14 protein-coding genes and 1 other annotated feature are annotated in these 14591 nt (G+C 35.8%); of the genes, 5 read left to right on the forward strand and 9 right to left on the reverse strand.

Features of this window, described 5'->3' with window-relative positions; translation table 11 throughout:
• Positions 1-3: 3 nt before the first annotated feature.
• The 7 genes from PDT38_RS14900 to PDT38_RS14930 form a co-directional block, all read right to left on the reverse strand.
• On the reverse strand, positions 4-1245 hold the full coding sequence (locus PDT38_RS14900; protein ID WP_270802699.1) for a hypothetical protein: 1242 nt from the start codon (positions 1243-1245) through the stop codon (positions 4-6).
• Positions 1215-1643: a hypothetical protein gene (locus tag PDT38_RS14905; protein WP_270802701.1), complete on the reverse strand. Its 429-nt coding sequence runs from the start codon at positions 1641-1643 to the stop codon at positions 1215-1217. Before PDT38_RS14905 ends, PDT38_RS14900 begins: the two co-directional genes overlap by 31 nt.
• Positions 1627-2907 (reverse strand): ATP-grasp domain-containing protein, encoded by a 1281-nt coding sequence (locus PDT38_RS14910; protein ID WP_270802702.1) that lies wholly within the window; start codon positions 2905-2907, stop codon positions 1627-1629. Before PDT38_RS14910 ends, PDT38_RS14905 begins: the two co-directional genes overlap by 17 nt.
• Before the next feature lie 108 nt (positions 2908-3015).
• Positions 3016-3966: an LD-carboxypeptidase gene (locus PDT38_RS14915; protein WP_270802704.1), complete on the reverse strand. Its 951-nt coding sequence runs from the start codon at positions 3964-3966 to the stop codon at positions 3016-3018.
• Positions 3967-3989: 23 nt separating this feature from the next.
• Positions 3990-4988, reverse strand: a complete 999-nt coding sequence (locus tag PDT38_RS14920; protein WP_270802705.1) for an asparagine synthetase A — start codon at positions 4986-4988, stop codon at positions 3990-3992.
• The gene (locus PDT38_RS14925; RefSeq protein ID WP_270802706.1) at positions 4985-5839 is read right to left on the reverse strand and encodes a class I SAM-dependent methyltransferase; all 855 of its coding nucleotides are present in this window, start codon (positions 5837-5839) and stop codon (positions 4985-4987) included. The genes PDT38_RS14920 and PDT38_RS14925 overlap by 4 nt, the downstream gene beginning before the upstream one ends.
• Before the next feature lie 147 nt (positions 5840-5986).
• Entirely contained in the window at positions 5987-6529 is a 543-nt protein-coding gene (locus PDT38_RS14930; protein ID WP_270802707.1) for a MarR family winged helix-turn-helix transcriptional regulator, read from the reverse strand.
• A gap of 155 nt (positions 6530-6684) precedes the next feature.
• Here PDT38_RS14930 and PDT38_RS14935 point away from each other — a divergent pair, with 155 nt between their 5' ends.
• The gene (locus tag PDT38_RS14935; protein ID WP_270802709.1) at positions 6685-7809 is read left to right on the forward strand and encodes an FAD-dependent monooxygenase; all 1125 of its coding nucleotides are present in this window, start codon (positions 6685-6687) and stop codon (positions 7807-7809) included.
• Between the two features lie 60 nt (positions 7810-7869).
• Positions 7870-8121, forward strand: a complete 252-nt coding sequence (locus PDT38_RS14940) for a hypothetical protein (protein ID WP_270802710.1) — start codon at positions 7870-7872, stop codon at positions 8119-8121.
• A 375-nt stretch (positions 8122-8496) separates the two neighbouring features.
• Here PDT38_RS14940 and tyrS read toward each other — a convergent pair whose 3' ends face one another.
• Positions 8497-9762 carry a tyrosine--tRNA ligase gene (tyrS, locus tag PDT38_RS14945; protein WP_270802712.1) on the reverse strand — a complete coding sequence of 422 codons (1266 nt, stop codon included), beginning with the start codon at positions 9760-9762 and terminating at the stop codon, positions 8497-8499.
• 48 nt (positions 9763-9810) lie between these two features.
• Positions 9811-10044: a binding site (T-box leader), on the reverse strand.
• A 56-nt stretch (positions 10045-10100) separates the two neighbouring features.
• Positions 10101-11825 (reverse strand): acetate--CoA ligase, encoded by a 1725-nt coding sequence (gene acsA, locus PDT38_RS14950; protein ID WP_270802714.1) that lies wholly within the window; start codon positions 11823-11825, stop codon positions 10101-10103.
• A 225-nt stretch (positions 11826-12050) separates the two neighbouring features.
• On the opposite strand from acsA, the gene PDT38_RS14955 reads away from it, so the two are divergent.
• From PDT38_RS14955 to PDT38_RS14965, 3 genes are read left to right on the forward strand one after another with little or no spacing between them, the layout of a single operon-like run.
• Positions 12051-12683: a GNAT family N-acetyltransferase gene (locus PDT38_RS14955; RefSeq protein WP_270802716.1), complete on the forward strand. Its 633-nt coding sequence runs from the start codon at positions 12051-12053 to the stop codon at positions 12681-12683.
• A 28-nt stretch (positions 12684-12711) separates the two neighbouring features.
• Complete coding sequence (locus PDT38_RS14960; RefSeq protein ID WP_270802718.1) at positions 12712-13359, forward strand: acetoin utilization AcuB family protein; 648 nt, start codon at positions 12712-12714, stop codon at positions 13357-13359.
• A complete protein-coding gene (locus PDT38_RS14965) occupies positions 13356-14531 on the forward strand; it encodes an acetoin utilization protein AcuC (protein ID WP_270802720.1) in 1176 nt (391 codons plus the stop codon). The genes PDT38_RS14960 and PDT38_RS14965 overlap by 4 nt, the downstream gene beginning before the upstream one ends.
• Positions 14532-14591 lie beyond the last annotated feature (60 nt).

Here is a 14591-nt window from a genome sequence, read left to right on the forward strand (position 1 = left end):
CCCTCAATAAAATCTCTTTTTAGGATCTAAAGTTAAAATAATCTTATTTATTATCTTTCCACAACTCAAACATTTGTAAGTTTTATCATCGCTGTAATATCCATAAAACTCTTTTTTGTAACAATCATCACAAAGGTTTTTTGTAAGGTCTTGTTGTGCAGATTTCATCATATCATGACTATATTTTATCGTTTCTGTAGAGCGGATACTTTTTTCTTCAGTTATTCTTTTCAATAATTCTGTTGAAGTATGATAAACCTTTTCCTTTATCTCTCCATTTACATCTCTTGTAAATAAAGAAAACTGATCATGAACCAAAATATAATGTAATACACCGCTTTTTTTCCATTGTTTATAGGATTTTTTTGTGCAATCTAACACCTGAAAGTTGTATTGGTGAGACCGTAATTCTTTAAAAAGTTGTTGTTTGTTCGTCTGATTAGAAGAAGCAATCAAGAAATCAACATCTGCAACATAAGGATGTATGGAAAAATCCCCGCAATATTGCGATGTTATTTCTAATGACTTATACAATGTTTTACCTGAAAATCCAGAGTCAAAAAGTTCTACATCACCATCAATTTTAAGATTTTTTTTAAATTGATCTGATAATACATAGATCATTCCTAGCTTAGTCAAACTACCTTTATCATGTGTAACAAAATATAACTCATATTTTGCATATGAAGGAACTTCCTGAGTTTCAAGAAATGCGATTTCAATACCAATACTAGCAAAAAAGTTTTTGTATATTTTTTTTAATTTTTTTATATTTTCGTGATCGTTATCTTTCTTTACTATTTGATCTAACTGCACGACTGGAAAGATATTTTTATCTTTGTAGAGCGGTGTTAATTTGTTTGCTTTGTCTCTATACACACTTGAACATGTGAAGACTGATTTAGTTTGATTTTCAAAATGATCTTTTAGGTATTTGAAAGAGTTTATTAACACATCTGACATCACTAACTTCTCACCATATTCTACGATTTCATCCGTATAATCATTGATGTCTTTATACATTTTTAGAAAATCATTTTTATCAACTAGTTTAGTATGTTTTAACTCAATAACGTTTAAGCCTTCATCATTCACTATTTTTCTGAAAACATCAACAAAACGATAGATAACGTCCAATCCTTTTCTAGAATAAACAGGTATACCCTTACCATACCCACCCGCATAAAGAAAAGAAGAATCTTCCAAATATTGAGTCATTTTAATATTACTGATATGTTTAACCAACAACAACTCCACCTATCTGTTTCAACAATATCGTAATCTAAAATATCTTGAAGTTTCATCAAATAATTGTTTATCTCGGTGTGAACAATAGAAAAATTACATTTTTCTTTAGAAAAAAGTTCAATCAGTAACAAGTTTATTTCCTGATTTTGATAAAGTCCATCACCTATTGAGAATACCGTTGCTTTTTTGTTATTTTTCCATAAAGAAAAAGGAGTGATACAAAAAGAACCTCCAAAACTTCTTAAAAAAAACTCCCTTTTTTTATCTATGATTTTTCTGCTATAAAAATTCAAAAAAGCTTCATTATTTTTTTTAGGTATTACAAATACATCAGAAATCTCGTATACTGGACTAATTAATTTTAATGTGGACAGTACATCATGAAGATGGTTCATAGTCTACCATCAACTTTTTGTCAATTAAATACATATCATTTATTAAATGATATAAATTTTTGTTAGAAAGATAATATAGCCCTAATAAATCTTCAATTCCTCTAAAAGAGGACACTTTTTGACCAGCTTGTGCAATAGGAATCATTAAATCTATAGATTCGATATCATTGATTTTCGAAAAATCAATTGTTTTAATTCTCCATTCTCCAACTGGACATAAACTGATTTTAGCAGCTGCATATTTATAAAAATTTATATCCGTTGACACATTTTCACCTAAAGATAATTTTGCTAATTCATAAAAAACGTCAAATTCCCCATTTGAAGCATTGTTTATTCTAAAAGGGGTGGTTCCTCCTGGACGGGCATTAACTTCTATTATTTTGGGTCCTTCTTCTGTCAATTTTATTTCTGTATGTGTCATGATATTATTCAATTCTAAAGCTTTTAAAGCAGAGGTAGTTAATCGATAAAGTGCGTCTATATAGCTTTTTTTTAATGATGTGGGGGTGATATAGCCAGATTCTCGAAATGGTTGATATAACTTCGTTCGATCAGAAACAGTTAAATGATAAACGTGACGGTCTATAATAATACTTTCAACACTAACATAATCAGCAAGTTGGTCGTTCTCATGCCATTTAGTTCCTATCATTTTTTCTTCTAAATTAAAAGTGCTTTCTTCACCTTCAGTAATGATATTTTCATATTTAAAACACTGCTCATCATACTTTTCATATAATTCTTCTAGACAATTTATTTCAAAAATCCCATAACCACCGCCTCCAAAATTAGGTTTTAACAAACTAGGAAAACCAATCTTTTCAGCTGCTTCTAATAAATCATTTTTATTTTTGATTTCAAAGTATTTAGGAATAGGTATATTTTTTTCCTGTAACCTCTTTCTTTGTAAAGCCTTATGTTGAACACGTTCTATTATAGTTGGAGTCATAAAAGAAATACCTATTTCTTTGGCGATTTCACTAACTGACTTTAATAACATTTCAGCAAATGTGATTAACCCATCAATTTTTTGTTCTTTGTGATAAGAAACAACTTTCTCCACCATATCCTTTTCATTTTTGCACTCAAAACCAGGTCCTATCGATCCTACAACTGCGTGATAAACCTGATTTAATGTCTTATTGGTTGGCGATTTTATATAGAAAGTGATGACTTCTACATCATTCAGTTTCTCAAGACTAGGATATATTAAGTCTGGTGCAGTTCCAGCATGGTGCAATAATAAAGCTAACCTTTTCAACGTCAACACTCCTTTGATTGTTTTTCCTCAGTGGAAGTGAAGACACTCCGGAAAATGATTTGAGGAAATGCGTTGTATAGAGACGTCTCCACTAAAGACAAGTGATGGTTAAGAATGACATGATATCCTCATTTTTTGGCTGCTAAAATTGATTTCTAAAAATCCACCTGTATAAAAAGGAAACGAAGGTTCTGTATGAGAAAAATCAATATTGAAAATAATAGGAAATTTTTTCATTTTCAATTCTCCAACTAATAATTGGTATAAAATAAAATCATGATTTAAGATTGATTGAGGCGAAAACTTGCCAATGATAAGTGCTTTAGCTTGTAATACATTACTACCCATTATCAGTTGTTTGATATTCATTAAAAATTTTCTAGGAGAAACATCTGGGATTGTTTCAATGACAACGATTTTATCTTTAAAATTTGGTGAAAATCTTGTTCCTAACAAAGAACATAAACTTTCTAAATTTCCGCCTACTACACTTCCTGATATAGAATCAATCTCTTCAGAATAAAAATAGCTCCAAGCATGATGGGGGAAGTTCGTTCTTTCACTGATATACCAATATCCATCGTTATATGATAATGGACAATCAAATACGATCTCTTCTTTTTTTAATGATTTTTCAATGATTTTTATTTCTTCACTAGTTAAATTTGGATTGCATATTTTAGATAAATCTATACCGTACACATTGTTCATTCCAGTTTTTTGATATAAACTATTCAACAAACAGGTAAGATCACTTTTACCACAAACTAATTGATTTTCTTTAAAACTAGAAATTTCAACTATATCTTCCAATATGAAATTACTAGTGAAACCGCCATAAATAGGTATTAAGACGCTATGATCTGTACGAATGAATTTTTTATAAAAATCAATTAATTTTGAAGGTTCATTAATTCCTAAACCTAAATAATTTTGACTCATATTATCATCTAAGATGACATCATAGCCCATCTTTTTAAGACGCTTGATTCCTAAATCTTTATGTTTTTGTGTTAGGTCGGTTCCATTGTTAGCAGGTGCCCATACAAATGCTTTCATTTTGACAGACCTCTTCTTCCATCTTATGGCTCAATTTTAACATTCTTATCTCGATAGACAACCGGTATATTACGAATATCATAATTTCCTGTTAGCCAAGCTATATAGCGTTCTATTCCCATTCCAAAACCACTTGTCTGTAAAGGGTACTGTTTTTTCATATTAATATACCATTCGTAATGATCCGGGGTAACTTGATGATCCATAAGCGATTTTTGCACAGAATGATAATCTGCTCTCTCTCCGCACCCTAATGTCTCGCCCATACCTATTAACAGATCTGCAGCTAGTGCATACTTCTGGTCATCTGGATCATACTGCTGATAAAAAGGCACGCTTTTATGTTCTAAATGAGTTAGCCAAACAACACCGTTATACTTTTTAATTAAATGCTGTTCTCCTTCAGCATTTATTGTTTTTAAACCACCTCTAATTTCAATTCCTGCTGGATATTCATTCTTCAGTAAATCAATTGCATTTTTAAAATGGATTCGCGGAAAATGACCTGAATATATGATTCTTTTAATATCATTAAAATGATCTACAGGGACATTTAAAGAGTGATAGTAGTCTTTTTCAATAATAAATGATGTAATATATTGAATATACTCTTCCGCCAATCGAATAATATCATCTAGACCGCCTTTTATTTCAACTTCTGAATGATAGAATTGGCTTAAATGACGTTCATCAGAATCCTCACCTCTAAATGAAGGCATAATATAATAAACACCATTTTGATTAAATCTCAACGTATACTCCAATAAAAATTGCATCGAATCAGCTAAATAAGTCTCTTGTCCCAATAAATTTATCTTGACAGGGAGGGAATCTGACCCCAATCCCATAGGGCTTGATATACTAGTCGTTGTAATTGGAAGGGCAGCAATTGAAAAATTTTTTTGATCATAAAATTGGTTTGAATACTTGATGATATCTGAATATATTTTAAACATATTTTCATACCATTTTGACTCTAACACTTTGCACCACCTATTATGATCTGTAGAATGTATGATCACTTAAGATCACATCCTTTCATATAAGTTGATGTGAATAGTTCTCTATCAAATTTAAACTTATTCTTTCTGATATACATTTCTTTATAAGCCATTTTATGAAGATTATCCCTAAATAGGTAAATGTAATGAATGTAAATGTCTTTTAAGCAATTTTTTGAATCTACATCTTTAATATTGTGATCAATAATATTTTCATTTGTACGGAATATTTCTTCTACATAATCACTGATATGTTGATCCGTAATATAATCAAATTTATATTTATTGGCAAGATAGATATCTAACTCGTCATCAGTAAAAAATTCATCCCAATAATCTTCATAATCAATTTTTATATTCATTTTTAAAGCATCTCTTATTTTTTCTATTAACATATTTGAAGGAACTTCTACATAAAACATAGGAGCTACCAACAAAACTCCGTTATACTTTAAAACCCTTTTATATTCACTTAATGCTTTTTTTCGATCAGGAATATAAGAAATGATATTACCAGCAAATATAAAATCAAATTCCTCATCATCAAATGGCAAATTGGTTGCATCTGCTTTTACAAAGTTGATATGATCTTCAACCTTAAAACGATCAGCATTTTTTTGAGCAATCTTCAAGCTTTCTTCATTAATATCTACCGCTGTTATTTGACAATTAGTCATTTTAGCTAATTCTATTGCAGTAAATCCTGTTGAAGTTCCAATTTCAAGGACTTTATGATTTTCATTTATGTGAACAGTATTAACAAAGTTGATGATTGTTTTTATCCCTCCTGGCGGTCGATTTGTTTCACCAATGATAGAGATTAATTGATTATAGTTCATTTTTTTTAAATCATTCACTTCTAAAACATTCATTATGAATCATCTCCTTTCATAAATTTACAATCAAAATACAATACATTTACTTTCATGTCAATATATACAAATTAAATTCACTTTTTTGTTGAATATTGTCTATTAATTCGTTCAGATCTTGTTCAGAAAGTACAACAGCGTTTGCCCTCATTTTTCAGCTCTCCGTTGATTTTCATCGACTACTTTAAAAATCATTAACTTTTCAAAGATATCCTCCAACATTTTAATGAACAATCTGTTTTCCTCTTCACTGTTATCTCCAATTAAATCTGAGATTTTATCGAAATGATCCGGCAAAAATTGAAGCAAATATTCTTTCCCTTTTGCTGTTAAAGTGATGGTGACTTTCCGGCGATCTTCTTTGACATGCCTCCGTTCAATATAGCTATCACGGGCTAACCCTTCTAATAGCCCTGTAATAGTTGCTTTCGTAACATTTGATTGCCTCGCAAGTTCTGTCGGACTTAAGGTATGATTCGGAGCATCTAACAACAGCATTAGAACGGTAAATTTCCCTTCCGAAAGCCCGTAATTTTTAAAGTAATGATCAATAATATGTGTCATTTTTTTAGAAACACCGAGAAGTGCTAAAAATAAATCAAGTGATGATAAATCAACATTCGAGTAGTTTGCTGCATTTTTCATGATTTGTTTATGTTTCTGTGAGTTTCGCAGTTTAGAGTCAACCATTTTCATAACCTCCTATTTGTTTGTCAATTATAGGGTCGCATATGGCGATATGCAACCTCTAAAAATATTTTTGACATATTACCCAGTATATAGTAATGTAAGATATTGTTAGTCGCCTAATTATATATATCATCATACAAAGGTGGTTTATTCAAATGAAAAAAAGACACTATCACATTGTAATAGCAGGAGGGGGGATTGGCGGTCTTTGTGCAGCCATCTCTCTTAAAAATCAAGGTCATGATGTGACTCTGTTTGAAGCATCTCCATGCAACCGCACGACAGGTGCGGGGATTCTCCAACCGCAAAATGCGCAACACGTTCTCAAAGAAATTGGTGTCCTCAATGATTGTTGTTCTTTAGGCTATCAAACAACATGGTTAGAAATTTTTGATGAAGCAGGTGAATTAATAGAAAAAGTAAACGAAAAATTTATCGATGACACTTTGCCTGGAAGGAATAACATGTTACGAGCCAAACTGAATAACATCCTCACAAAACACGCCGAAACAGCCGGGGTTAACATCAGATGGGGTATGAAAGTGGTATCTTATAAAGAAACAGCAAGTACTGTAACTGTTTTCTGTAAAAATGGGAAAGACTTCACATGTGATCTTCTTGTGGGCTTTGATGGCATCCATTCTGCCGTACGAGATGCGATGCTCGAAAAGAAAACAGAGAAAGAATATCTAGGAGTTGGAGCCTTCCGATTCTATATCGAATTCCCTGAAAACACCTTTTCTGAATCAGCAATGATTTATAAAACAGGCGAGTTCCAAGTAGGAGTTATCCCACTTTCAGTAAAAGCAGGTTATGTATTTATACTAAAAGCTTTTCCAGCAGATTATCAGGATGATGAAAGAACTCGCTTTACTAGAGTAAAAGAAATGTTATCACATCGAAAAGAACTAGAGTTTATTACAACACACATTTCAAAGAAACACCCGGTGATCTTCAACAAAATTGAACAGATTAGACTAACAGATAAATGGTATAAAGGACGAGTTGTAATCGGTGGAGATGCCGCTCATGCCGGTGCCCCGACACTTGCCCAAGGTGCCGCTATGGCGATTGAAGACGCCATCGTACTTGCAGATGAGCTAGGGCATCATCAAACAATCAAAACTGCACTTCAAGCCTACTACGAAAGAAGAGCACCACGGGCATCAAAAATTCAGGAGTTATCTGCAAACATAATTCAGCACGAAATGAACGGAAATCCCAACGCTGCACATGAAAATATCGCTAACTGCTATAGTTTGCTAAAAAAAGCCTATTAATTACTGCAAACAATAAAAGAGGGAAGCGTTTTCCCTCTCACTGAAAGAATCCTTTGTGATGTGTCTATTACCCACGACAACTTTGTTGAGCCATTCGATCATCAAACAGGAGCTAAAGAATTGCAACAGGCTTCATTGGCACTTGATCATCACCAAACAGAAGACCTTGTGCCATATTTATCACATGTCCGGCAACATTATGATGAGGCCAATATGATCGCTATCTCCGACCACACTAGAAGTTGTTGCTTGACCAAACATTATCATATTCACGACTCGTTATTTTACCTAATAGCTGTCATTATTCAATGATTGATCAACCCAGCCGATTTGCCAAAGAATTAAAGATCCACTTAGCAAACGTTTCAGGGACAGTTTGTAAGGCAAAAGGGGCTGTCTGAAAAAAGGAAAATTGTTAAAACTTACGATTTAAGATTGGAGTAGTCCTTTATCAACATGAATCAGGGGGAATTGCGGATCGCCCGCGGAAAGCGAGCAAATTCCCCCATTTTTATTCATCCACACGACTTTCAGGACACTTCCTTTCTTTTACATTGGGATTGTGTAAACTAGGCTAACCAATTCTAGTAGTTTGAGGGTATCATGAGTCATTTGTTTCATTCAGGAGAGTATATTAAAATAACCAACCAATCAGACTTGACTGGCTGGTTATAAGAGGAATTAAAATTACTTATACGTCAACAAGAAATATTTCTTTTTCCCGCGGCGAAGCACAGTAAATTGTCCTTCAATGCGGTCTTCACTGCTGAGAATAGCGCTAATATCCGTACGGCGTTCACCGTTAATGTAGACAGCACCATTGGTGATGTCTTCACGTGCCTGACGTTTGGATGGTGACAGCTTTGTTTGCACAAGTACATCAACAAGAGAAAGTTCTGCTGTCTGTTCCAGTTCAAGAGAAGGCACCCCTTTAAAGCCGACTTTCACTTCTTCAGCTGTTAACTGTTTAATATCTCCGCTGAAGAGCGCTCTTGAGATATTAACAGCCTGTTCATAAGCTTCACGACCATGAACAAGATATGTCATTTCTTCGGCAAGACGTTTTTGCGCTTCACGTTTTTCTGGAGCGGTTTCCGTCTTTTCTGCCAGCTCTTCAATTTCTTCTTTAGATAAAAATGTGAAGTATTTTAAGTATTTTACGATGTCCCTGTCATCTGTGTTAATCCAGAACTGGTAGAACTCGTATGCAGATGTTTTCTCTTTATCAAGCCATACTGCACCGCCTTCTGTTTTACCGAATTTCGTACCATCTGCTTTTGTAACAAGCGGGATCGTCAAACCGAAGGCTTTAGCATTTTCTTCAGATTTACGAATCAATTCAAGACCTGATGTAATATTCCCCCATTGGTCACTGCCACCGATTTGGAGTTTACACTGGTTGTTTCTGTATAGATTTAAGAAATCTAGTGACTGAAGAATCATATAGCTAAATTCCGTGTACGAGATCCCTGATTCAATTCTGGAGCTGACTGTATCTTTTGCTAACATGTAATTGATGCCGAAGTTTTTACCAATATCGCGTAAAAACTCAATGACATTCATTTGTCCGATCCAATCATAATTATTAGCCATCACTGCAGCGTTTTCGTTCGTTTCAAAATCAAGAAAACGAGAAAGCTGATGTTTAATCTTCTCTGACCATTCCTCAACGATATCTTGGTTGTTAAGCGTCCGCTCTGCTTTCTTTCCACTCGGATCACCGATCAAGCCTGTCGCTCCGCCAACAAGTGCAATCGGACGATGACCAGCTAGCTGAAAGCGGCGAAGCACTAGTATTGGCAATAAATGTCCAATGTGAAGGCTATCAGCTGTCGGATCAAACCCTGAGTATAAGCTGATTTTTTCTTTTTCCAATAGTTCCTTCAACCCTTCTTCATCTGTCTGTTGATGAATGAGTCCCCGAAACATAAGATCATCAAATAAATTTGTCATCATCATTTGCTCCTTTTTCTTAAAATAAAAACGCCCCTTCGTTCAAAACGAAGGGACGATGCAAATCGCGGTACCACCCTGCTTAAAAGAACACAGACCGCATTCTTTTCACTCTAATTGATAACGGAACACTCCGTTCTTTTACTGCAAAAGTCAGAAACTTTCTCGTAAAAGCGGTTCATGAGTTGTAATTCAAACGATCCTTTTGTGCTGATTTACACCGACCATCAGCTCTCTATAACAGGGAAGGATCGTTCTACTCGGCTCAGTCTTCACCTTTTATTATTTGATTACACTCTTTTTTAACATAAACTTCTTACCATGTCAATGGGTACTTCTCAATCTTCCATCGTCGAGAGATCCCCGGTTGGCAGATTCAACTCCCATGCTTTCAGCACACGTCTCATAATTTTTCCGCTTCTTGTCTTTGGAAGCTTATCCCTAAACTCAATTTCCCGTGGAGCTGCATGAGCAGCCAAACCTTTTTTAACAAACTGCCTAATTTCCTCTTTTAATTGATCTGATGGTTCATATCCTTCTCTTAGTGCAATAAATGCTTTAATAATTTCTCCGCGGACAGGATCCGGTTTACCAATAACACCTGCTTCAGCAACGGCCTGATGCTCAAGAAGCTTGCTTTCCACTTCAAATGGACCGACACGTTCACCTGATGTCATGATCACATCATCTATCCGTCCTTGAAACCAAAAGTAACCGTCTTCATCCATATAAGCAGAATCACCAGAAACATACCAATCCCCCGGCATAAAATATGAGCTATATTTTCCAGGGTTATCCCAAATTTCCCGCATCATCGCTGGCCAGCCTTTTCTGATAGCGAGATTGCCCATTCTGTATGGCGGCAACTCATTTCCTTGATGATCGACAATTGCAGCTTCTATTCCAGGAAACGGTTTTCCCATTGAACCTGGCTTAATTTCTAGTGAAGGATAGTTGCAAATCATCTGTGCTCCTGTTTCAGTCATCCACCATGTATCATGAATCCGATTATGGAACACTTTATGTCCCCATCTAATGACTTCCGGGTTTAAAGGTTCTCCAACACTCAAAATGTGCCTTAAAGAACTTAGATCATATTGCTTTACCAATTCGTCTCCAGCTCCCATCAACATACGGAAAGCGGTCGGCGCACTGTACCAAACGGTTACTTCCAATTGTTCAATTGTCTCATACCACTTTTCTGGACTGAATCTACCTCCTACTACAACATTCGTAGCACCATTCAACCAAGGGCTGAAAATCCCGTAAATGGTTCCGGTTACCCAGCCAGGATCAGCTGTACACCAATAGATATCGTCTTCTTTGAGATCAAGCACCCATTTACCTGTCTGATCATGCTGAATCATCGCTTGATGGACGTGGAGAACCCCTTTTGGTGTACCGGTTGAACCTGATGTGTAGTGAAGCAACATCCCATCTTCCTGATCCATCCACTCTATTCTAAGATCAGTGCTTGCTTCTTTTGCTTTAGAAAAATAGTTAATGATAGGTCCTTCTTCTTTTACTCCTTCTCCGACAACGACAACCGATTGAAGATCTGGAAGCTCTTGTATAGGAACCCGGTTAAGTAACTCGGGAGTTGTCACAATCACTTTGGCCTGACTATTTAAAAGCCTGTCTTTGACTGCCCCCTTCATAAAAGCTTCAAATAGTGGCCCAACAATTGCTCCCAGCTTGATAGCACCTAAAATCATAAAATACAGCTCGGGTGACCTCGGCATAAAAACAAACACACGGTCCCCCTTTTTGACATCCGCGTGCTCCCTTAATACATTCCCGGCTTTATTTGTTTCGTTTTTCATTTCTCTGAAGGTGTATTTTTCTTCTCGGATTTGATCTTTGTAATACAATGCGACTTTATTTTTGAGATGTGTTTCAGCGTGACGATCAATCGCTTCATAAGCTGTATTTATTTTTCCAGTTTTGTGCCACGAAAAGTTTTTTTCAACAGCTTTCCAGTCAAAAGTCCGATATGCCTCATCATAATCAGTTAAATTGTAATGCCCTTTCACAACTGATAACGCTTTCATTGATAGTCCCATCCCCCTTTGTTTCGATCCTCAAAATATATTATAGTACAGATCTTTTATTTTCTCAATTTTTAAAAAATAATCTTCTTCACTTTGAAAACGCTTCATATTTTGTTATGTTATGTATATAAGAGTTTATCGTTTCAAGAAAATAGATCAGAAACTTTGCTCGAAAACGATCGACTCCGAGTGTTTTCGTGGCATTCTGTTTCAACTAAGATGTAAGGCGGTGTATATGTGGAGCATCACAAAACTTATCATTCCAAAAAATTGCACACTGAGAAAGGCGCCTTGCTGATCGAAGGTCCAATCACACCTGATAAGCTGGCAAACTACGAATTTCATGCCGAGCTTACCGCCTTTCGCCCCTCTCAAAAACAGCATGAAGCATTAATTGAAATCGCTGGATTGCCTGAAGGACGGATTATTATTGCTCGTTTCCATCACACCATTGTCGGATATGTTACTTATGTTTATCCAGATCCGCTTGAAAGATGGTCCGAGGGAAACATGGAAAATTTAATTGAACTTGGCGCCATTGAAGTGATACCAGAATTTAGAGGCCGCTCTGTTGGAAAAACGCTTTTAGAAGTTAGCATGATGGATAAACAGATGGAAAAGTATATTATTATTACGACTGAATATTACTGGCACTGGGATTTAAAAGAAACGAATAAGGATGTATGGGAATATAGAAAGATGATGGAGAAGATGATGAATGCCGGAGGCCTTGTCTGGTTTGCTACAGATGATCCGGAAATCAGTTCACATCCTGCTAATTGTTTAATGGTTCGAATTGGAAAAGAGGTCAACCAGGAATCGATTGAACATTTTGACAAAATTCGATTCCACAACCGCTTTATGTATTAAAGGGAGCAAAAGCAAAGGGGATCTGAATATGATTGTTGAAAAAATCATGAAAAAGGATGTTGTGACGCTTTCGAGAACAGATACAATCGAAGAAGCGATCAGACGGATGAGATCATTCCATATTAAACATCTGCCGGTTGTAAATGAACGGGGAACAGTCGTAGGGGTTGTAACAGATCGGGATGTGAAAATAGCCAGTCCGAGCATACTGTCTCAACATAACTCTCCCGAATCTTTACAAAAGCCGGTCGAACTGATTATGTCTAAAGAAGTGATCACAGGACATCCACTTGATTTTGCCGAGGAAATATCTGTTGTTTTTTTTGAATATGAAATTGGCTGTTTACCAATTGTAAAAAATAATAAACTTGTTGGGATTGTGACAAAATCGGATTTACTTCATACTTTTGTCCAATTGACTGGTGCCCATTTTCCAGGTTCACAAATTGAGATTAAAACAGATGATATCACACAAAGCCTCGCTGAGATCAGTTCGATTTTCAGCAAACGACACATTGGTATATTAAGTGTACTTGTTTATCCCAGTGATGAAGAAAAATCAAAAATTCTTGTATTTCGTGTACAAACGATGAATCCTACCTTATGTATCAAAGACATAAAGTCAAAAGGCTATCAAGTCCTTTGGCCAGCAGAACAAAGGGATATACTGCTATGAAGGACAGCGTGTTTATTTTTTCTCCCACATATCAAACCTATCAATTTCATCAAGACCATCCCTTTAACCAGTTGAGAGTTTATATCACATATGACCTTCTCGACTCAATAAATGCGTTGGAGCAAGATGAAATCATCGCGCCTCGTATGGCAACTGAATCTGAGCTCAAGCTTGTTCACACCGATGATTATATTAGAGCCGTTCAACAAGCTGGAGCAGGTAAACTATCAGCAGCAGAAAGTGAAAGCTATGGGCTAGGCACGGAGGATACACCTGTTTTTGCCGGTATGCATGAAGCAGCATCTCTTTTAGTAGGTGGGACCCTGACTGCTGCTGATTATGTTATGACAGGCAAAGCAAAACACGCTCTTAATCTTGGAGGTGGGCTTCATCACGGATTCAGAGGGAGAGCTTCAGGCTTTTGCGTATATAATGACAGTTCTGTGGTTATCCGATATTTGCAGAAAAAATATCATTCTAAAATCCTATATATTGATACAGACGCCCATCATGGAGATGGTGTCCAATTTACATTTTATGATGACCCATCCGTCTGCACGGTTTCACTTCATGAAACAGGACGTTATCTCTTCCCAGGCACAGGTCAAGTTCAGGAAAGAGGCCATGGAAAAGGCTATGGGTACGCCTTTAATTTCCCACTTGACGCATTCACCGAAGACCAATCATTTATTGAATCCTACCATACAGCCGTCACTGAAATCGCTGAATTTTTTAAACCTGATGTCATTTTAACGCAAAATGGAGCTGATGCTCACTTTTACGACCCCTTGACACACTTATGTACAACAATGAGAATTTATGACTACATTCCAAAACTTGCTCACGAAATAGCACACAAATATTGCAGTGGGAGGTGGATTGCTGTAGGCGGCGGCGGTTACGATATTTGGAGAGTCGTCCCACGAGCATGGGCCAGAATTTGGTTAGAAATGAAAGGGATCGATGCGAAAGGGCATCTGCCGAAAAAATGGCTGAATAGATGGGAAAAGCAAGCTTCTGTATCACTTCCGACTACTTGGTGTGATCCTGAAAACTTATACCCTCCAATTCCAAGAAGAAATGAAATTACCGAAAAAAATGCCCAAACGGTTTCAAAAACACTTTTTCCGATTCGAACAAGCTTCAGCCGAATGCAATCCCAGACTAAATGAAAATTGTATGATTGATATATCAGCGTTTGTGAAATGTAAAAAGGGCACCCAATCGTCAAA

Origin of the sequence: Bacillus changyiensis, from assembly GCF_027706145.1 — a bacterium.
GTDB classification, from domain to species: domain Bacteria; phylum Bacillota; class Bacilli; order Bacillales; family Bacillaceae; genus Bacillus; species Bacillus changyiensis.

Coding starts and splice junctions, on each gene's coding strand:
- PDT38_RS14905 (WP_270802701.1), bottom strand. CDS start 1,643: ATGAACCATCTTCATGATGTACTGTCCACATTAAAATTAATTAGTCCA.
- PDT38_RS14915 (WP_270802704.1), bottom strand. CDS start 3,966: ATGAAAGCATTTGTATGGGCACCTGCTAACAATGGAACCGACCTAACA.
- PDT38_RS14925 (WP_270802706.1), bottom strand. CDS start 5,839: ATGAATGTTTTAGAAGTGAATGATTTAAAAAAAATGAACTATAATCAA.
- PDT38_RS14930 (WP_270802707.1), bottom strand. CDS start 6,529: ATGGTTGACTCTAAACTGCGAAACTCACAGAAACATAAACAAATCATG.
- PDT38_RS14935 (WP_270802709.1), top strand. CDS start 6,685: ATGAAAAAAAGACACTATCACATTGTAATAGCAGGAGGGGGGATTGGC.
- tyrS (WP_270802712.1), bottom strand. CDS start 9,762: ATGACAAATTTATTTGATGATCTTATGTTTCGGGGACTCATTCATCAA.
- acsA (WP_270802714.1), bottom strand. CDS start 11,825: ATGGGACTATCAATGAAAGCGTTATCAGTTGTGAAAGGGCATTACAAT.
- PDT38_RS14960 (WP_270802718.1), top strand. CDS start 12,712: ATGATTGTTGAAAAAATCATGAAAAAGGATGTTGTGACGCTTTCGAGA.
- PDT38_RS14965 (WP_270802720.1), top strand. CDS start 13,356: ATGAAGGACAGCGTGTTTATTTTTTCTCCCACATATCAAACCTATCAA.